Raw genomic sequence first — 18,605 nt, forward strand, 5'->3', positions numbered from 1 at the left:
ATAGAATTATAAAAAAAAGATATGATTTTTATTAATAAAGGTTCAACTAAGTATAGTTTTTGAATAGGTTTTTATCTATACTTTTGATTATATTAGTGTGTTCATTACTCTTATTGATTACTCTGTTTTTTTGAATCTCTCTAAATAGCGAATCAATAGTCATTGAGCTAACTTTGCATAAAAACTTGATTGATATTTTTATCATGCAGACTATATTATATACTCTTTCAATACTCACCTTTTTGTTTTTTAATACGTGGAACGAAATTTTTTCGGAGGAAGATCAAGGCGATCGTCCCACATTTACTGTAATAAAACAAGCTGTGCCTAAATCTTGTCCTTTAGGAGGTGTACATCTTATTGAAGGCATTGTTCGATCAGCAAATGCCAATGAATATGTAGATGTATATATTTACCTTCAAAACTATGATGGAACTTGGGTAAAACAAGAATTCAAAAGAAAAGGTGGTGGTGTTGTAAAATTAGACCTTTCATCTTGTAATTATACTGGTAACTATTATGCATTGGCAGATTACTCATATAATGCAGGAAAAAGAATGCCTAGCATTACACAAGTAAAAGAAAAGCACGAAAGCCAAGGTAAAAGTCCTAAGTTTAGAATTACTGAAAAATTTCCATTCAAGGATTGTGAAAATGGAGAAGTGGGAACTTATTTCAAGCAAGGAGAGGTTTTTACTCCTAAAGGTGAAAAAGTGGAAGTAACTATGTACCTTCAAAAGGCAGATGGATCTTGGAGAAAGAAACACTTTAGAAAAGTCGGTTCAGGATTTATTCCATTAGAAGTGAAAGGATGCGACCTTAATGGTGTTTATAAATCAAGAATCGTTTTTGTCAATTAATTTATAGCTTTCTCTACTAAAAATGTAACCTTTTTTATATGATTTTAGTAATAAGAGATATAAATTCTATTGTGAAATTGACAAATTGAAAAAATAATGTATTTTCGCAAGAATTATAATTGACCTTAAAATACTGAACACTTGCTGTTAGCATTTAGGGTGCGATGCATTATCAATGTAAGACTTTAAATTAATATTTTAATATGTATTGGACTTTAGAATTGGCTTCTTATTTAGAAGATGCTCCATGGCCAGCAACAAAAGATGAGTTAATCGATTATTCAGATCGTACAGGTGCTCCAGTAGAAGTGATTGAAAACCTTCAAGAGCTTGAGGATGATGGTGAGCCTTACGAAAGTATCGAGGAGATTTGGCCTGATTACCCTACGAAAGATGATTTCTTCTTTAACGAAGACGAGTACTAGTCTAATAGCCTACTAGCTTATAGAAATTACAAAAAAAGCTGACTTTGAAATAGATCAAGGTCAGCTTTTTTGTTATACTAAATCTGATAATTAAGCAATGAATGCTTCACCAATTTTTAAATCCTCAGGTGTAGTAATTTTAATATTCTCATAATTTCCTTCAAATAAATGCATTGTATACCCAGAGTGCTCTGCTACACTCGCATCATCTGTGAATGAAGGAATATATCCATTTTCAAAGGCTGAAAAAATGACATCTCCTCTAAATGTTTGAGGAGTTTGTACTAATTTATAATTATCTCTATTCTCCATTTCATTTTTATTATCAGAAACTTTTCGAATAGACTCTTTGATCGCTACAGTTGGAATGGCTGAGCCAAATTCTTCTGCTTGAATATAACTTTGATTAATAACTTCCTTATCAACTAAAGGTCTTACACCATCATGTACTGCTATTAAACAATCACCTTGGTTAGGAATATATTGAAGTGCATTATCTACAGATTGAAATCTAGAATCTCCTCCTGTGACAATCTGATGAGGAGTAGTATAATTATGAGTAGAGATCAGTTCCTTCCAAGTAGAAATTTGATCTTTTGGCAGGGCAACAATAACTTGAATTGAATTATCAGCGGCTTTAAATTTATTGATAGTATGCATTAAAATAGGAAGACCATTCATTTCAATAAATTGTTTTGGAGTAGAACTTTGCATACGAGTTCCTTTTCCACCTGCTACTATAATACTATATTTTTTCATTTCTATATATTTCGATTGATTGACTTTACAAAAAAAGAGGGATTCTTGATCCTATAAAAGGAAACAAAGAAAGAATACATAAATATCACAAAATGTTATAATTATTGTGATGACTAAAATTTGTATCTTGTAGTACCCTTTATGAACACCCAATAATTAACAGGATTACCCACTACAAGATCATTAATTACATGGAAGAAAATCTATTTAAGGTTTACTTTGTAGAAGATAACCCAACAGAAACAATGCTAATGAAACTAGCATTGCAACAAATAAATAATGTAGAAGTAACATTCTTTGAGAATGGTACTGATTTATTAAGTCAATATATTAAAGAGCCCTCAGATGTAGTTGTCGCAGATTTAATGTTACCTGATTTTCATGGAAAAGAATTAATCTTCCAATTACAGGAAATCGATGAAAATGTAAAAGTCATCGTCATCTCTGCTCAAGAGGATATTGAAATTATTGCTGATCTACAAGATCAAGGTATTTTTAATTATATTGTTAAGAGTGATGGTTGTTTGAAATACCTTCAAAAAACAATTCAAATAGCCTGTTACCTCATCAGTCATGAATATAAGTTCCATTGATCATTTTGACCATTCGAGTGTATTCATCATATGTAACATATCCTTTTTGACATAATCAATGATTGGTGCCAATGAATCATTTTGAGTCGATGTAGGAAAATACAGTGCCGCTCTAAAAAAATGCTGTGTAGAATCTGTTACAAAAAATTGAAATTGACTTGGTACATCACCTTCAATCTCATACATCACAGCTGCGTACCCTTTATCTGTAGTAGTTGTGTACTCATCAATAGCTGATGCCCTAACATTGTGCTTAAATGTCAATGTATTAGAGGTATTAATATACCCGACTAATGAATCAAAGTTGGGTAATTTTTTATAAGAAATATCAATAGTTGCATTTAATGTCGGGTATTGTACTTCAATCCAATAAGGCTCTGACATAAAAGATTTGTCAGGTACAATTACTGCATTATTTGCTACCTCAAATAAATAAGGATATTCTTTTAATTCACCTTTACCAAAAAGATTATCTTGATACTGATGTTCTGGTAAATCTATTCTATGAAACCCTCTTGGTTTAGGAAAATAAGCTTCCTCAGAGTTTGTTCCACAACTAATTATTAAAATCGGTATAAAAAGAAGTAGGGTAAGTCGAAAAATCGATTTCATAATGGTCGTAAGTTCAGTTTATTTATTGTTCTTCGTCTTTGAATTCATCTTGAATTCTTCTGATATGCTCTTCATTATTGAATCTAACATGTACTGTTTTGATTCTCTTCTTATCGACAGCTTTGATAGTAAAAGTAATGTCTTTGTAATGTACAACCTTACCTGAAGAAGGCATTTCTTGGAGTAATTCGAGCATTAAACCACCCAATGATTCAGATTCACCTTTTACTTTATCAAAATAATCGGGATCTAATAATACCATTCTTTCGAAGTCAATTAATGAAGTTTTACCGTCAAATATAAAACTAGCATCTTCACTTTGGAAATTTTCTAATAAATCAGGGTCAAATTCATCATTGATTTCACCTACAATTTCCTCTATTATATCTTCAAGTGTGACTAAGCCTGTTGTTCCTCCATATTCATCAACAATAATAGCCATATGTACACGACGCTCTTGAAAATCTCTCAAGAGTTCATCAATTTTCTTTGATTCGGGAACATAATAAATATCCTTTCGAACGATTCTTTGCCATTCGAAGTGTTCATTTTTGTCTAGATAAGGAAGTAAATCTTTGATGTATAAAATACCAACCAAAGAGTCAATTGTATCTTTGTAAACAGGAAGTCTTGAATAACTTGATTTATTGATGGTATCCATTAATTCATGAAAATTAATAGCTTTATCTAAAGCATTCATATCGGTTCTAGATACCATAATTTGTTTTACAGTTTTAGAACCAAAACGAATAATACCTTTTAACATTTCAGTGGCTTTATCATCTGACTGATCAGTGGCTAAATTTACTGCTTGATCAATTTCTTGTACTGAAACTTCAAGGTTATAATTTCTTTTTGCAAGGGCTTTTTCCATGTAATTACCCATACTTGTAAGCATAAAGGCAAATGGCTTGAATATTTTTATGGCTACAACCCAAAATACAACCATTTTTTTAGCGAATACTAAACTATTTTTGGTTGCATAGATCTTAGGAACAATCTCACCAATAAAGACAACAAGAGCAGTTACGATAAATGTCAATGCAACAAAAACTTCAGCTCCATTACGAGATACGCCAACATGATCTGCAATTTGCCATGCAATAAAAGTAGAGATCATTACTACCGCTACATTGACAAAGTTATTGCAAATTAGGATGGTTGCTAAAAGCTCTTGGGGATGTTGTAAAAGATTAAACACCTTCTTGCCAATGTCATCACCCTCTTCTTTACAGGCTTTGACTTGATCGGGTGTTAAGGAAAAAAATGCAACTTCAGAACCAGAAATCAAGCCTGAAGTAATAAGTAAAAGCACCACTATTAGCGATGGACCTAAAGGAATATCGCTTAATGTCATCGCTAATAGTGGTATAAATGGATCACCTTCCATGAATAAATTTTTAGTTCAAAAATAAATTAGAAAGGTAGATCATCATTTCCGCCTTCCGAAGTACTCAAATCCGGTGTTGGAGTTGAAGATACAGTAGAACTTGGTGAAGCAGGTGTACTTGCTGCGACAGGAGCATCTGCAGCAGTTGGAGGCATGTAACCACCATCTTGACCCTCAGGTCGATTGTCAAGCATAACCATATCACGGGCTACAACTTCAGTAGTATAACGAGTTATACCATCTTTTTCATAACTACGAGTAGTAAGTTTTCCTTCGATGTAAACTTTACTACCTTTCTTTAAATATCTTTCAGCAATAGTGGCTAGTCCTCTCCACATTACTACATTGTGCCATTCTGTAAGTGTTTGTCTGTTTCCATCACGGTCATTGTAGCTTTCTGAAGTAGCAATAGAGAATGTTGCTACACTAGCACCTCCTTCAAGGTGTCTCACTTCTGGGTCTCTTCCTAAGTTTCCAACTAGTATGACTTTGTTAACTCCGGCCATTTTTTTGTTAAAAGTTTGATAATAAATAAAATATGAATCATTAAGTCTAATGATGTTGTTGAAGATTCTCTTCTAAACAACAAAATACTTAATAAATGTATTCCGACAAATAATTCTCGATGATAATCGGCTTACCAATTGATTTTATAGCTTGAATATCATACCATTTGTATTGAAATATCTCATTTTTAATAGGTAATTCATCTTCAATATGAATATGATAAAAATCTATGTATAATCTCTGATGAGATAAAAGATGCTTATATGTATCAGATTTTTTGAAATGAACTACATTTGGAAGTTCTAGTTTCGTGTGCTTAATAATATCTTCTAATACTTCAGATTTTTCCGTTTTTTGAATTAATGGAAAATCATACAAACCATTCCAGATTCCTTTTCCTTCTCTTTTTTTCAAGAGAAACTTTCCCTCTTTTTCTATTACGAGATATTGTAGATATTGATCAGTCACTTTAACCTTTTTAAGTTTTACAGGACGTTGATCAATACTATTATTCTGTCTAGCAATGCATGATTGAGTAAAAGGACACACAGCACAGTTTGGATTTTTAGGAGTACATTGAATAGCTCCCATTTCCATTAATGCTTGATTAAAAGTATCTGGAAATTCTTCTGATATTAAATCGTTGGCCACTTCACTGAATACCTTTTGTCCTTTCCCTGAAGCAATGTCATTATCAATATCAAAAATTCTTGATAATACTCGATACACATTTCCATCAATAGTGGCGACTTTTTCTTTAAAAGCAAAAGAAGCAATGGCTGCAGCAGTATATTTACCAACACCTTTTAAGGTAAGTAAATCTTTATAGTTTGAAGGAAAAGAACCATTCCATTTATCCATTACCTCATTAGCAGCAACATGCATATTTCTAGCTCTAGAATAATAACCTAATCCTTGCCATAAATGCAGAATTTTATCAATATCTGCTTCAGCGAAATCTTTTACGGTTGGAAAATTAGCTAGAAACTTTTCATAATAAGGTAGCCCTTGTTGAACCCTTGTTTGCTGAAGAATAATTTCTGATAACCAAATTTTGTACGGATCCTGAGTATGCCTCCAAGGTAAATCTCGTTTATGATGCTCGTACCATCGAATAAGTTGAGTAGAAAAATCCATTATTCAGTTTCTACAGTATTATCGTGTTGAATTCTCTTGAGCATTTTTGCAAAAATCTTCTCAAGAATATATTGGATAGGATAAACAAGAATAGCTGCAATCACAATCCATGCTGCTCCACCTTGTAACATTAATAATCCAATTTCTTTTAAACCACTAATAAGTCCAGCTTCGATACTAGCTTGTAACTGATCAAAAGTTACACCCTCCGCAGAATTACCAAACCAAGATGATCCTAGCTCAATAAATGGAACAATAAGAATTACCTGTAATGGATATACAGCATAATTAGCAACCTGTATTGCCAATTGATTTAATTTAAAAATACTTGCAGCTATTAAACATAACCAAGTACAGAAACCTAAAAGGGGAGAAGATCCAATTAATAATCCAACTGCACAACTCCATGCTAATTTTGAAGGAGTTAATCCCTGTCTTAATAAGGTTCTCAAAGGGACCAATACACGGTGTGTAATAGTATGCTTAATTGATAACCTTAGTTTATTTATAATCTCCATGATAATACGCTACGAATAAAAAATTCTACAGAATGAGGATCAATCGCAATGGCAAATGCAATTCCGAATAATGCACCCCATAAATGTGCAGAATGATTAATATTACTATCTAAATTTTTTGTTTGAGTTTGAGTGTAAATCAGGTAAATAGCACCCCAGATAAAGCCAGGAAGACACAGAATAGCATATAAACAAATTTCATTTAATGGAGAATAAATAATACTGGCAAAAATAATTGCCGAAACTCCACCTGATGCTCCTAATGATCTGTAGTAATAATTATCTTTATTTTTAATGTAAGTAGGTATATCTGCCACAATAGCTCCAGCAATAAAAAGTCCCAGATAAGCCAGATTACCAGCTTCTATGCTACCTAATTTTGCAGACAAGTAAAAATTAATTACTGGTCCAAAAAAGTAAAGGGTAAACATATTAAAAAGTAGATGCATCCAGCTACCATGAACAAATGCAGATGTGATAAACCTGTACCATTGATTTTCTCTTTGTACAGCATAAGGCTGCATTAATAGTTTGTTTAAAACTTCAGGCTTTTGCCATGCATAATAGCTGATAGCTACATTAACAGCTATAAGTATTAAAGTGATATTCATTGTTTGTATAATTTTGATGCAAATTAATAAGCAGTTTGAACTATTACTATTTTCAATAAAATTATAATCTTAATAAGTTTCTAGTAATGTATTTGTAATACTTTTTATTTTACTTTAAATTCGTGTAATTTATTATGTTATTAGTAATGAAAATATTTTCTCTTCGATATTAATTTTTTTTAATCTTACTTTTTTTAATGAAACTATTGTCTAAACTTTCAATTCTCATAGTATGTAATTTTTTTATCATACAATTTACTTATGCTCAAGATATTCTTGTTTTTGAAAATGGAGAAGAAATCGAAACTAAAATTATAACCATTGATGATGATGAAATATCCTATAAAAAATACAATAATTTGGATGGGCCTATATATAAAGTGGGCAAAAGTTCAGTCTATTTGATTAAGTATGAAAATGGTAAAAAGGAATTTATTTTGGAAACAGAAAGCCAGGGAAGAAAAAATGATAAAAAACTAACAATAGGATTAGGTATTGGAATTTCTTTTAATAATACACCAATAGGAGAAATAGAATCTATTCCATTAATAGGAAATTTTTATTATAACTTAACTGATAAATGGTCATTAGGAGTAGAGTCTGAAATTATATTTTTAGAAACTTATTATGAGAACAATATTTCTTCATATTCATTAAAAGGAAAATACTTTTTAGGAAAAAAGAGAATGAGAACTCATGTGGCTCTAGGTATTGGTCATTATAGTTACAATTCTGATTATTACGATTATTCATCTATAGGCATTTCACCTGAATTCGGAATTAATTTCGGTTTTTACCAAATGTCATTACATTATCACTACTTACCAGAAAAAGAAATCTATTTTGAAGAAGGCTTTTATCAAGAAAGTTTTAATGATAGCTTTAATCCTTCTTATTTAGAACTTAGGTTTATTATGAATATCAATTTTATAAAAGGTAATTAAGATGAAAAAGATTTTATTTATACTTCTACTAAATTTTGTAAGTATATATGCAATAGCTCAATATATGCCTTCATATATAAGACCTCATAATCAAGAAGAGCTGAATAATTACATTGAAAAAATTGATGAATTGAAAAAGAGGACTACAATTTTTGTATTACCAACTTTTATCGAGCCTCAACATTATCATTCAATACTTGAAGAGTATTGGACTTTCAATGAATTCAAGGTAATTCCTGCAGAAGCTTATAATGTAGAAAATTATATAAGTGGAGAATTTGTTGTTTTTGATCTTGCCTTACTAAAAGTATACAAAAGGAATGAGAATGGCTCATCAACTCGTGTAGGTTTTCAAACCTATCTTACATTAAGGACCTTTAGTGAAAAGCTTCCTTCAAAAATTAAAAATATCAACAAAAAGAAGATAAAGGATTCGAAAAAGGAAGAAAAAATAGAATATGCCGTCAAAAATAATAACTATGAGTGGTTGAAAATTTTTCTTGCTACAGATGGCAGTTTCAATGGTTTTGAGGATGATATTAAAGATTTGTATAAGAAAGATATATGTTACAATTTTTCGTTAGGTCACTTTAAAAATTATATACAAAGATTGAACAAGGATTTAAACAATTATCAGCTATTTACTAAAAGTAGGATACCTGATTTACACATTGTTAATCCTGATTTATTAGCGCTTTCTACTAAAACACTTTTTATATACGATGTAGCTGGAAAAAATAGAAATGATCTATCTAACCAGGAGCAAATAATTAAACTTTTTGAAGATTATCCTTTTGAAACGAAGATAATATCAAAAAAAGAGATAGAAAGTCTAATGCTAGAAAATAAAGACGAATATTATTTTTCATTTTTTACCCTTAATACACGAGAGAAAATAATTTTAATTTCAAATACTAAAACTGGAAAAGTAGTATATCGACATTTAATTCCTGGAATGGGATTTACTTCTTATTACCTAAAAAAGAAACACATTGAACAATTAATAGAGGAGTTTCCAAGAAAGCTTTAAATACATTTTAGCACATAATCAGAGACTTATAAAGAAATATTATTGTTTATTTAAGCTTTTAAGTAGTAGAATTCAGAAGCTTATAGTATATTTGCAACCGCTTAATGGGGAACGTGTTTCCTCAATGTTTAACTGTGTCATAAAGGACGAGTTCCTTTCCAACACACAAATTGCTTAAAAAAATGGCAGTAAAAATCCGTTTGGCACGTCGTGGCCGTAAGAGAAGACCTATTTACAACGTAGTAGTAGCAGACGCTAGAGCTCCACGTGACGGTCGTTTCATCGAGAAATTAGGTACTTTTAACCCTAACACTGATCCTGCAACTATCGATATCGATCCTGCAGCAGCTGCTAAGTGGTTATTAGATGGTGCTCAACCAACTGATACAGCTCGTATGGTTCTTTCTAAAGCTGGTGCGATGTACAAGAAACACCTTCAAGTAGGTGTTAACAAAGGTGCAAAAACACAAGAAGAGGCTGACAAATTATTTGACGCTTGGATGTCTGAAAGATCTTCAGCTTATGCTGCAGACTTAGAGGCTAAGAAAGCTGCTGCTGAAGCTGCTGTTAAAGCTGAGTTAGAAGCAGGTATTGCTGCTCGTAAAGCTGCAGAAGAAGCTGAGAAAAAAGCTGAAGCTGAAAAATTAGCTGCTGCTAAAGCTGCTGAGGAAGCTGCTGCTGCTGAGGCTGCTGCAGAAGAAGCTCCTGCTGAGGACGCTTCAGAAGAGTCAACTGAAGAAGCTGCTGAGTAATTCCCAGCACAAATCTTAAGTCGAAGGTGAATACCGTTGTATTTACCCCGTAAACTAGGTTTATTGTAAGCCCCAAATCGAAAATATATGGTCCTACTCCTCCCAAGAGTAGGACTTTTTTTATCTCTGAAATATTGTTCAAACAAATATATATTAAACAATCCCAAACACATGTAAACTTTTTCTGTGTATTTCGTAGATAAATAAGAATAACACTCAAATTTATCGAAGAAAACAACTATGGAAAGGAACATTATTGCTGTTGTTCTTGCCTCTGTTTTTATGCTTATGACTTTAGTGTATGGTATGTATGGAGAAGATAACTTCGTTTTACATATTGATAATCCTAAGCACCTTGAACAAGCATTAACTGTAGCGGATTCATTAACTGAAAATCATCAAATTAAACTTAATAGAGCGGAATTAATCGTTTGTGGGGAAGCCGTTAAAAGTTTAGCTGAGAATGCTGATACAATTGAACTTATCAAAGAGATAAATTCTGAACAAGTCAGAGTTACTTTTTGCGAAGCATCAGTTGAAGAACATGGTATTGATTTAGAAAACCTACCATTTAAAGTAAACCTTATTAATGATAGCAATGATCATTATAGGAAATTACAAAAAGTAGGTTATAAAAATATAACGATGGAATAAAACCTCTTGTAGAAAAAGCTACAAGAGGTTTTTCTTTTTAAGGCTTATATAATTTGAACTAATCTTGATCTAGGAAATTTACCTTGATAATTTTTAAATATGAGCATTAATAATAGTTTCTAGATCTTCAAAATCAGCTTTAGCCTCATTGATCTTTTTATCTTTTATGACTACATAATGAGGAATAGCATAAACCTGATAATTTTCTCTAAAGAGTTTTTTGTTTTTGGCTATGTATGAATCATTGAAAAAGGAATAGCATTAAACTGCTTCCATTTATTCTTATCATCATCAATGGAGATTTTTATAAATGAAATTTGTTCATTTTTATATTTTTCTTCTAAAGAAATAAATTTAGGTAATGCCTCTATACAAGGTTTACACCAAGTAGCCCAAATATCAATAACTATAATTTCATGTGAGTCTTTGAGAATATTTTTTTCAATTCCCATTTTATCAATAACAGCTATATCTTTTGCTGATTGCCCTTTTGCAATTAATTCTTTAACATTTGAAGCTTTAATAATTGAGGGAGTGTATATAGAATTTGGATATTTTGATTGGAATTTGGAGATGCTTTTCAATGCTAAATATGAATTTCCTTCCATCATGATAGAGTCCTTTAATATACGACTTTCAAGTAACTCTAGATTATATGAATTATGAACTTCATTTTTTAGAATAGAATCCATTTCGACATTTAATTGAATCTGCTTTTTATAAAGAGATAAGTTTTTATATAACTCTAAAGCTACATGACTAGGAAGGAATTTTTGTTTTACATATTCATCCTCATTGATGATTTCTTGTTGTAGAGTATTAAAACCTTGAGGAAAACAATTATTAAATAAGAAGTTGATATATTCATCTAAAAACACTCGTTTTACTATCAAATTCTTTAGAAATGATTTTTCATCGTTAGATAAATTATCAGGAATTAATGAAAGTATTTCCTTTTCAATAGAATCACCCATACTCATTATTTCTTGTGGATCAGAGGTGTGTATTGAAGGAATATTCAAAGGGTATTTTTTATCTATTTTTGTTAAAGTGTTATTTATTTCAGCAAGATCTCCATTGAAGTAAATATCTCCTTGAGGATTTATCTTTACATCAATAGTATTTCCAGGAGAAGCATAAAAATTATACAGATGCTCATTGTGTTTTATTTGTAAGAATTGTTCCTGTGGAATATTTATAATGGATGAATTATTCTTAATACGATAATTAATAGTGTCGTTCAAATCGATATAGGAGTAAACTTTTAATCCTTTTTGATTAGGTTCATCAAAATTGACGATTACATTAGGTTTGTTAGATGAAAAAGAACAACCAATACCTATAAAAATTAGGGAAAGTAACAGTAAACTGGAAAATTTCATTAATAATAAGTTTAATAATTGGTAGTCATCACTGGCATTAAATGATGATTGATATAAAAGTGTAGATAATTTATAGATTAAATCTTACTTCTTTAATCTTGACACTATGTAATGTATAGGAGTTGTTGTTAGAAATAAAAAAAAGGAAAAGCCTATTCAAAGACTCTTCCTTTATATATTTTGAAGATAGTAAAACTAGCTTTTTCTAGGAATCCAATAGTTTTCTTCAACCTTTAAATCAGTTGCCATTTTTCTTGATAATACAAATAGGTAATCAGATAATCTATTCAAATATCTAACAATAATATAATCTGATAAACCATCTTCTTCATCTAATGAAATGGCTAATCTCTCTGCTCTTCTACATACTGTTCTTCCCAAATGACAAAAAGAAACAGAAGTATGACCACCTGGAAGTACGAAATATTTTAATGGAGGAAGATCTTTTTCCATCTCATCAATGGCATTTTCAAGATATTCGATATCTGATTCATATAAATCAGGTTTTTTCAACTGAGGTTTGTCAGGATCTGCTGCTAACTCAGCTCCAATTGTAAACAATCGATCTTGAATTTCTTTTAAAACAGCTGCTCTTGGAATATTCACATCTTGATCTCTGATTAAACCAACATATGAGTTTAATTCATCTATCGTTCCATAAGCTTCAATTCTAGGGTGAGTTTTTGAAACTCTTTTTCCTCCAAATAATGAAGTTTCTCCTTTGTCACCAGTTTTAGTATATACTTTCATAACTACACTTTCGTAATATTTTCATTGATTTCATCTCGCTCTACTAATCCATCTCTCAATCGAATGACTCTATGTGCATAGTTAGCAATATCTTCTTCGTGTGTTACCATGATAATTGTGTTGCCATTTTGATGTAGTTGATCAAAAATAGCCATGATTTCGTAAGAAGTTTTTGTATCCAAGGCACCAGTTGGTTCATCGGCTAATATTATACTTGGTTTATTAACTAATGCCCTTGCAATAGCTACCCTTTGCCTTTGTCCACCTGAAAGTTCATTAGGTTTGTGTGAAACTCTGTTTCCTAAGCCAACGGCATCAAGTGATGCTTGTGCTCTTTCAATTCTTTCTTCTTTACCAACGCCTGCATATACTAGTGGCAGGGCGACATTATCAAGAATAGTAGATCTTGGAAGAAGATTAAATGATTGGAAGACAAAACCGATTTCTTTATTTCTAACAGCTGCAAGCTCATTTTCGGTCATATCACTTACATCTTGGTCACTCAACCAATATTGACCTTCGCTTGGTGTGTCAAGACATCCAATAATATTCATCAAAGTAGATTTACCAGACCCAGAAGGTCCCATAAATGCAACATATTCTCCTCTGTTGATTGAAATATCAATTGTTTTTAGTGCTCTAATGACCTCATCACCCATATGATAAATTCTGGAGATGCCTTGTGTTTTAATTACCTCTTTTGACATAAGTTATTCTGTTAGTGTATCCCATTGGTTAATTTTTTGATTATAGCCTTCTAAAAGAGATGCATATAATGTATTGATTCTTTTCACAGCATCATCAGATAAAAGGTATTCAGCTTCAATTTTTTTAGAACTCGCAAAATCTTTTAATCCCAATGAGAAGCATGTTTCTAAGTAACTGTTCGTAATAATTTCTGAATAAGGATTCAATTGTAGTTGACTAGAAATAAATTTAAAAGCCTCTTCTGTATTTTCCTCCTTCATTAATTTTTGTGTGTGATATTTGACATATGCTTTATTGAAAAATAGTTTTTCAGCATCTTTTTCATTCAAGAATTTAGTGTCTTTATAAATATCATTATACAATTTACCTTCTTCTGAATTAATATCTAATTGATCAACCCAAAGGTTTTTAATTTCAGTATCTAAATCTAATAAATAATCTGTTTGGATTACTTTTGCTTTACTTTTTTGACTTAGATTAAGACGACTTAACTTTTTAATAAACTGTTTAGCTTTTTCTTTTTCTTTCGTTTTAATGTAATAATCTAAAGTAACTTCTAGTAAATCATCTTGAAGTAGACCACTAGTATTCATTATACCGTCATATTTTTCTTGAATACTTAATGTAGGATGATTTAAAAGAACCTGGAAATAATATTCATCTTCACCAAAATTTCTCAATTGTTTATTATCTAAATAATGAGAAATAATTTCTTGATCTTCTTTTGATAAAATATTCAATTTAAAAACGAATGCCCATGTTCTCTTAGATAAAGATTTATCCTCTAACTGAGAAGCAGCTAAAGCAAGAGGATATGCAGCAGATTTTTGACCTAACTTAAATGCATTATTCAGTTGTTCTGTTGCAAGTTCAAATTGATTATTCTTTAGAGCCTCTAACCCTAATAAGAAAAGGTAATAGCCGTTCATTTTTCCAAAACGGTCATTTAATTCCAATAAATTATGTCTTCCAGATAAATACTCTTGATGGCTATGGTGATTTACATAAGAAGCAAATAGAAGTTGCTCTTTGTAATCTAAATTATTGTCTGAATTTAATAAAGAGTTGATCTTAGTGTTGATATTCTTACTACTATCCTTATTAATTGTATTCAAACTGTAATTATAAATGTAACTAACTTGATTTCCATTCAAAATAGAGTCTTTCACAAAATCTTCCTCAAAAGAACTAGTCGTTTGGATAAGATTTTCATTCAAGTAAGCTAAATGATTTACAGACTCATTCAGAGGTGTATTTTCATTGATAGGATTTAGATATTTACTTTGATCATCAATTGGTATTTTGGATAATGCAGAGATTGCTAGATAATTACTTTCTAGAATTGGAGCGTCGTTATTACTTACTTTTATACCTTGATCTAAATAATGAAGTGTGCTATCCACTTGACCGATTTTATAGAAGGCCAAGGCTAAGTTATTATAGATTTCTTTTGAAGAAGGGAAATGTTTTATACCTTCTTTTAGATTCATTATTGACTCAATGTAATTTTTATTTTTTTCATCAATAAGAGACATTTGAATATAGCTTTGAGCACTAGATTCAAATAGTGTTGTTTTCTCATAAGCCAAATGAGCAACATCTTCTCTTTTATTTTCTAATGCAATTTTGGCAAGCATATAATTAGAATGAAGATTAGAGATGCTATACATTTTTGCCATTCCATATCTTTCTTCAGCTAAATATGTTTGTCCATTAAAATATTCTGAGTCTCCTAAACTATTATAATAAGATGCCCAAACCGATCTGTAGGTTGTAAATTCATTTATAAAAAATAATCCTGCAGTAATAAAGAAACCTACACCCCATGAAGATAAAAAGTCAACATTATGAGGCTTGAATGCAATTTTATAAACAGGGAGGTTTTGTTTAAATATCTCATAGAAATTATACGAAATATAAAATAGCATTAATGAGCCGAACCCAAGGAAACAAATTGAAATAGTTTCTTCAAATGCAATAACAAACGAAGTGTCAAAAATAGCTTGATGATAAACGTATGTTGCTGAAGCAATAATACTACTTCCTAAATAAATCCAGAACAAAGTATCATCTTGCCTTGAAACAGAATCAAAGAGTTCATCTTGTTGATTAATTAGCCATAACCCAATCAATGTACTAATGATAAATAGAATTGAAGGATTTAAATAGTATAAATCTAGATCTACTTGATGAAAAGTATGTAGATAGACATACACTAAATTAGCTATATAAATAATGTAAAAAACATAGAAGTGTTTTAAGCTATCTCCACCTTGACCTACATTTTTGAAAGTAGTTATGAATAATATTCCAAAAGGTATTGAAAGCGAAATAAAAACAATAAAAAGAAATGAAATTATTGTAAGGCTAGAAAAAGAATAACTTATACTTTCTACATACCAATAAGGATTTACAGAAAAGTTCTGAATTAGAAAAACCAATCCAATACTGACTGCTAGATAAGTAACAAAACGTACAATTAATGAAATATATGAATTGAAATGAAAGTAGAAACTAATCCCAACATAGGTGAGTAAAACTAAACTAGTAAATGCTTTATCATGGATATTGGATAAGAAATGTAGGTTTTCTAAATGTAGTGTACCAATCAAAATGGCAAACACTCCAAATGATATAGCATGCCACAATCTTGTAAGGCCACTTATGCTACTTAAATAAATAGAAAAGCCTATGATTAAAACACAACCATATAATATTGAATACTCTGATTTTAGATGAATTTCATTACCCTTAAAATATTCTAGAATTAAGAATGAATCAGTCTGTATATCGAAGGCAGTTCTCCATTTTTCAAACGAAAATAAAGGAGTTTTTAAAGCTTCTACATAGCCAGTAATTTCCCACCCAATTCTATCTGTAATATCAAAAAATAAAAAGTAGGATGATAAGATTAGTATTGAAAATAAGGTGATTAAGCCTATTGATTTAAGGGTAGGGCTTTCTTTTTTTACAAAAAAATTCATTTGTCTGTACATTAGTTAAACTCAAAAGTACAAAATATTCAATATCCATTCATTTTTATTTGAAATTAAGTTAAGTAATGCAATCGGTTTCGTTTTTAATTCCTTTTTTAGTTTCTTTGTAGTTGAAAAAGTAAGTGTAGTGCCGTTCTTAATTTATTCCTTTTATTAAAAGAAAAAATAACAGCCAAAAATTATACTAACAATTATAAAATAAAACGTCTATAACCTTGGAAACAATAGAAATGTCAATAACAACAAAATTCCGTCCTGAGGATCTCGAATTAATGAATGAAAAAGAGATCTCTCAAGAAGTAGTAGAAAAACAATTAAATTACTTTAGTACAGGCTTTGAATATGCAAATATTATTCGCCCTGCTACAATTGGAGACGGTATCATAAAATTACAAGATAGTGAAATTGAAGCTTTTGTAAATGAATATGAGGCTGCAATAAATGGTAAAGACCTAGTAAAGTTTGTACCAGCATCAGGTGCAGCAACACGTATGTTTAAAGCTTTACTAGAATTTAAAAATGACTTAGAAGCAAAAGATTCATTTGCTGAACCTGACCTTGAAAAAAGTAAAGGATTAGTAGCTGATTTCTTTAATAATATAATCCATTTTCCTTTATATACTGAAATTTATTCTGAAGTAGCTCAAAAATTAGGAAACTTAGATGTATTAGTAGCGAATAAAGAGTATAAGAGTATTCTTCAAGCTACATTCTCAAGTAACCGTTTACATTTAGCAAATCGTCCTAAAGGTTTAATTGGTTTCCATAAATACAATGGAGAAGTTAGAACACCTGTACAAGAACATATGATTGAAGGTGCTAACTATGCTAAAGATTCAGATGGAAAAGTAAATATTCACTTTACAGTTTCTCCTGAACACTTAGAGCAATTCCAAGAGCTTACAGATGTATATAAAGAAGTATACAGTAAACGATATGCATCTGATTTCAATATCTCGTTCTCTACGCAGAAGTCTTCAACAGATACAATTGCAGCAACTGCAAAGAATGAACCTTTCAGAAAAGAAGATGGTCAATTGTTGTTTAGACCAGGTGGTCACGGTGCATTATTGGAAAACTTAAATGATATTGATGCTGATATTATCTTTATTAAAAATATTGATAACGTAACAACAGATAGATTAAAAGAAGATACTTATAAATACAAAAAAGCTTTAGCAAGTATTCTTGTTGAAACTCAAAATAAAATCTTCTCATTCTTAAAAAGACATGAAGCTGGAGAATCAAGTGATGAGTTTACTTCAGAAGTAATTGAATTCTGTATGAAGCGTCTTGGTTGGAGTTTAGGTGAAGAACTAAGTGGTCTTTCTTCTGAAGAAATTGAAAAGTACTTCTTCGATAAATTAAATCGTCCAATTCGTGTTTGCGGAATGGTGAAAAATGAAGGAGAGCCAGGTGGTGGCCCATTCTGGTTAAAAGAAGGAAATCATAGATCACTTCAAATCGTAGAAAGTGCACAAATCAACTTTGCAAATCCTGTAAGAAGAGAAATTGCAAATGCAGCAACGCACTTTAACCCTGTAGATTTAGTATGTGGTGTTAAAAACTATAAGGGTGAGAAGTTTGATTTACTTGACTATCGTAATGAAAATGCAGGTTTTATTACACATAAATCAAGAGATGGTCAGGAAATTCAAGCAATTGAACTACCTGGTTTATGGAATGGTTCAATGGCGTATTGGACTACTTTATTTGTAGAAGTACCAGTTTCTACATTTACTCCAGTTAAAACTGTAAATGATTTATTAAGACCTGAGCATAGATAATAGTCTCATTTCTTGATACTTAATATATGAAGTGCATTCTCAAATGGAGGATGCACTTTTTTATTGATTTTTATTTAATGTAATTTCTCAAAGAGCTTATTGCATTTAAAAAACCTTCTATTACCTTTGCACTCCCTTCAGCAAACGGCTAAGGAAAAACATGATGTGTGTAGAGGCGTATAGCATACGC

At 30.8% G+C, this 18,605-nt stretch carries 19 protein-coding genes; 8 read left to right on the forward strand and 11 right to left on the reverse strand.

Going from position 1 to position 18,605, the window contains the following annotated elements; translation table 11 throughout:
• The first annotated feature begins 203 nt into the window (after positions 1 to 203).
• The gene (locus ACXAHM_RS19380; protein WP_474963418.1) at positions 204 to 860 is read left to right on the forward strand and encodes a hypothetical protein; all 657 of its coding nucleotides are present in this window, start codon (positions 204 to 206) and stop codon (positions 858 to 860) included.
• 203 nt (positions 861 to 1,063) lie between these two features.
• The gene (locus tag ACXAHM_RS19385; protein WP_044211605.1) at positions 1,064 to 1,285 is read left to right on the forward strand and encodes a DUF2795 domain-containing protein; all 222 of its coding nucleotides are present in this window, start codon (positions 1,064 to 1,066) and stop codon (positions 1,283 to 1,285) included.
• A 90-nt stretch (positions 1,286 to 1,375) separates the two neighbouring features.
• Here the strand turns inward: ACXAHM_RS19385 and ACXAHM_RS19390 are convergent, their stop codons facing one another.
• Entirely contained in the window at positions 1,376 to 2,044 is a 669-nt protein-coding gene (locus ACXAHM_RS19390; RefSeq protein ID WP_474963420.1) for a 2-C-methyl-D-erythritol 4-phosphate cytidylyltransferase, read from the reverse strand.
• 191 nt (positions 2,045 to 2,235) lie between these two features.
• On the opposite strand from ACXAHM_RS19390, the gene ACXAHM_RS19395 reads away from it, so the two are divergent.
• Positions 2,236 to 2,637 carry a response regulator gene (locus ACXAHM_RS19395; RefSeq protein WP_474963422.1) on the forward strand — a complete coding sequence of 134 codons (402 nt, stop codon included), beginning with the start codon at positions 2,236 to 2,238 and terminating at the stop codon, positions 2,635 to 2,637.
• Here ACXAHM_RS19395 and gldD read toward each other — a convergent pair whose 3' ends face one another.
• The 6 genes from gldD to ACXAHM_RS19425 all read right to left on the reverse strand — a co-directional run bounded on the left by gldD (position 2,638) and on the right by ACXAHM_RS19425 (position 7,325).
• On the reverse strand, positions 2,638 to 3,249 hold the full coding sequence (gene gldD, locus ACXAHM_RS19400) for a gliding motility lipoprotein GldD (protein ID WP_474963426.1): 612 nt from the start codon (positions 3,247 to 3,249) through the stop codon (positions 2,638 to 2,640).
• 22 nt (positions 3,250 to 3,271) lie between these two features.
• Complete coding sequence (gene gldE, locus ACXAHM_RS19405) at positions 3,272 to 4,639, reverse strand: gliding motility-associated protein GldE (protein ID WP_474963429.1); 1,368 nt, start codon at positions 4,637 to 4,639, stop codon at positions 3,272 to 3,274.
• Between the two features lie 26 nt (positions 4,640 to 4,665).
• A complete protein-coding gene (locus tag ACXAHM_RS19410) occupies positions 4,666 to 5,145 on the reverse strand; it encodes a single-stranded DNA-binding protein (RefSeq protein ID WP_474963433.1) in 480 nt (159 codons plus the stop codon).
• Between the two features lie 88 nt (positions 5,146 to 5,233).
• Positions 5,234 to 6,283: an A/G-specific adenine glycosylase gene (mutY, locus tag ACXAHM_RS19415; RefSeq protein WP_474963438.1), complete on the reverse strand. Its 1,050-nt coding sequence runs from the start codon at positions 6,281 to 6,283 to the stop codon at positions 5,234 to 5,236.
• On the reverse strand, positions 6,283 to 6,801 hold the full coding sequence (locus ACXAHM_RS19420; protein WP_474963440.1) for a DUF2062 domain-containing protein: 519 nt from the start codon (positions 6,799 to 6,801) through the stop codon (positions 6,283 to 6,285). Before ACXAHM_RS19420 ends, mutY begins: the two co-directional genes overlap by 1 nt.
• Entirely contained in the window at positions 6,789 to 7,325 is a 537-nt protein-coding gene (locus ACXAHM_RS19425) for a rhomboid family intramembrane serine protease (RefSeq protein WP_474963442.1), read from the reverse strand. Before ACXAHM_RS19425 ends, ACXAHM_RS19420 begins: the two co-directional genes overlap by 13 nt.
• Positions 7,326 to 7,609: 284 nt before the next feature.
• Here ACXAHM_RS19425 and ACXAHM_RS19430 point away from each other — a divergent pair, with 284 nt between their 5' ends.
• From ACXAHM_RS19430 to ACXAHM_RS19445, 4 genes are all read left to right on the forward strand, one after another.
• The gene (locus ACXAHM_RS19430) at positions 7,610 to 8,356 is read left to right on the forward strand and encodes a hypothetical protein (protein ID WP_474963445.1); all 747 of its coding nucleotides are present in this window, start codon (positions 7,610 to 7,612) and stop codon (positions 8,354 to 8,356) included.
• Between the two features lies 1 nt (position 8,357).
• On the forward strand, positions 8,358 to 9,386 hold the full coding sequence (locus tag ACXAHM_RS19435) for a hypothetical protein (RefSeq protein WP_474963449.1): 1,029 nt from the start codon (positions 8,358 to 8,360) through the stop codon (positions 9,384 to 9,386).
• Positions 9,387 to 9,568: 182 nt separating this feature from the next.
• Positions 9,569 to 10,138: a 30S ribosomal protein S16 gene (locus tag ACXAHM_RS19440; RefSeq protein ID WP_474963453.1), complete on the forward strand. Its 570-nt coding sequence runs from the start codon at positions 9,569 to 9,571 to the stop codon at positions 10,136 to 10,138.
• 240 nt (positions 10,139 to 10,378) lie between these two features.
• Positions 10,379 to 10,792, forward strand: coding sequence for a hypothetical protein (locus ACXAHM_RS19445; RefSeq protein ID WP_474963458.1), 414 nt, complete (start codon positions 10,379 to 10,381; stop codon positions 10,790 to 10,792).
• A gap of 230 nt (positions 10,793 to 11,022) precedes the next feature.
• On the opposite strand, the gene ACXAHM_RS19450 is transcribed toward ACXAHM_RS19445, so the two are convergent.
• The 4 genes from ACXAHM_RS19450 to ACXAHM_RS19465 form a co-directional block, all read right to left on the reverse strand.
• Positions 11,023 to 12,174 (reverse strand): TlpA family protein disulfide reductase, encoded by a 1,152-nt coding sequence (locus ACXAHM_RS19450; protein ID WP_474963461.1) that lies wholly within the window; start codon positions 12,172 to 12,174, stop codon positions 11,023 to 11,025.
• Positions 12,175 to 12,369: 195 nt separating this feature from the next.
• Entirely contained in the window at positions 12,370 to 12,924 is a 555-nt protein-coding gene (locus ACXAHM_RS19455) for a cob(I)yrinic acid a,c-diamide adenosyltransferase (protein ID WP_474963464.1), read from the reverse strand.
• 2 nt (positions 12,925 to 12,926) lie between these two features.
• On the reverse strand, positions 12,927 to 13,631 hold the full coding sequence (locus ACXAHM_RS19460) for an ABC transporter ATP-binding protein (protein WP_474963467.1): 705 nt from the start codon (positions 13,629 to 13,631) through the stop codon (positions 12,927 to 12,929).
• 3 nt (positions 13,632 to 13,634) lie between these two features.
• Complete coding sequence (locus tag ACXAHM_RS19465; protein WP_474963469.1) at positions 13,635 to 16,616, reverse strand: tetratricopeptide repeat protein; 2,982 nt, start codon at positions 16,614 to 16,616, stop codon at positions 13,635 to 13,637.
• 227 nt (positions 16,617 to 16,843) lie between these two features.
• Between ACXAHM_RS19465 and ACXAHM_RS19470 the strand changes: the two genes are divergently transcribed.
• Entirely contained in the window at positions 16,844 to 18,415 is a 1,572-nt protein-coding gene (locus ACXAHM_RS19470) for a DUF4301 family protein (RefSeq protein WP_474963472.1), read from the forward strand.
• Positions 18,416 to 18,605 lie beyond the last annotated feature (190 nt).

Source organism: Flammeovirga sp. AWQ4_249 (genome assembly GCF_056161045.1).

Coding starts and splice junctions, on each gene's coding strand:
- ACXAHM_RS19395 (WP_474963422.1), top strand. CDS start 2,236: ATGGAAGAAAATCTATTTAAGGTTTACTTTGTAGAAGATAACCCAACA.
- ACXAHM_RS19430 (WP_474963445.1), top strand. CDS start 7,610: ATGAAACTATTGTCTAAACTTTCAATTCTCATAGTATGTAATTTTTTT.
- ACXAHM_RS19440 (WP_474963453.1), top strand. CDS start 9,569: ATGGCAGTAAAAATCCGTTTGGCACGTCGTGGCCGTAAGAGAAGACCT.
- ACXAHM_RS19435 (WP_474963449.1), top strand. CDS start 8,358: ATGAAAAAGATTTTATTTATACTTCTACTAAATTTTGTAAGTATATAT.
- ACXAHM_RS19410 (WP_474963433.1), bottom strand. CDS start 5,145: ATGGCCGGAGTTAACAAAGTCATACTAGTTGGAAACTTAGGAAGAGAC.
- ACXAHM_RS19420 (WP_474963440.1), bottom strand. CDS start 6,801: ATGGAGATTATAAATAAACTAAGGTTATCAATTAAGCATACTATTACA.
- ACXAHM_RS19465 (WP_474963469.1), bottom strand. CDS start 16,616: ATGAATTTTTTTGTAAAAAAAGAAAGCCCTACCCTTAAATCAATAGGC.
- ACXAHM_RS19380 (WP_474963418.1), top strand. CDS start 204: ATGCAGACTATATTATATACTCTTTCAATACTCACCTTTTTGTTTTTT.
- ACXAHM_RS19455 (WP_474963464.1), bottom strand. CDS start 12,924: ATGAAAGTATATACTAAAACTGGTGACAAAGGAGAAACTTCATTATTT.
- gldE (WP_474963429.1), bottom strand. CDS start 4,639: ATGGAAGGTGATCCATTTATACCACTATTAGCGATGACATTAAGCGAT.
- ACXAHM_RS19390 (WP_474963420.1), bottom strand. CDS start 2,044: ATGAAAAAATATAGTATTATAGTAGCAGGTGGAAAAGGAACTCGTATG.
- ACXAHM_RS19460 (WP_474963467.1), bottom strand. CDS start 13,631: ATGTCAAAAGAGGTAATTAAAACACAAGGCATCTCCAGAATTTATCAT.
- ACXAHM_RS19450 (WP_474963461.1), bottom strand. CDS start 12,174: ATGAAATTTTCCAGTTTACTGTTACTTTCCCTAATTTTTATAGGTATT.
- ACXAHM_RS19425 (WP_474963442.1), bottom strand. CDS start 7,325: ATGCAGCCTTATGCTGTACAAAGAGAAAATCAATGGTACAGGTTTATC.
- gldD (WP_474963426.1), bottom strand. CDS start 3,249: ATGAAATCGATTTTTCGACTTACCCTACTTCTTTTTATACCGATTTTA.
- mutY (WP_474963438.1), bottom strand. CDS start 6,283: ATGGATTTTTCTACTCAACTTATTCGATGGTACGAGCATCATAAACGA.
- ACXAHM_RS19445 (WP_474963458.1), top strand. CDS start 10,379: ATGGAAAGGAACATTATTGCTGTTGTTCTTGCCTCTGTTTTTATGCTT.
- ACXAHM_RS19385 (WP_044211605.1), top strand. CDS start 1,064: ATGTATTGGACTTTAGAATTGGCTTCTTATTTAGAAGATGCTCCATGG.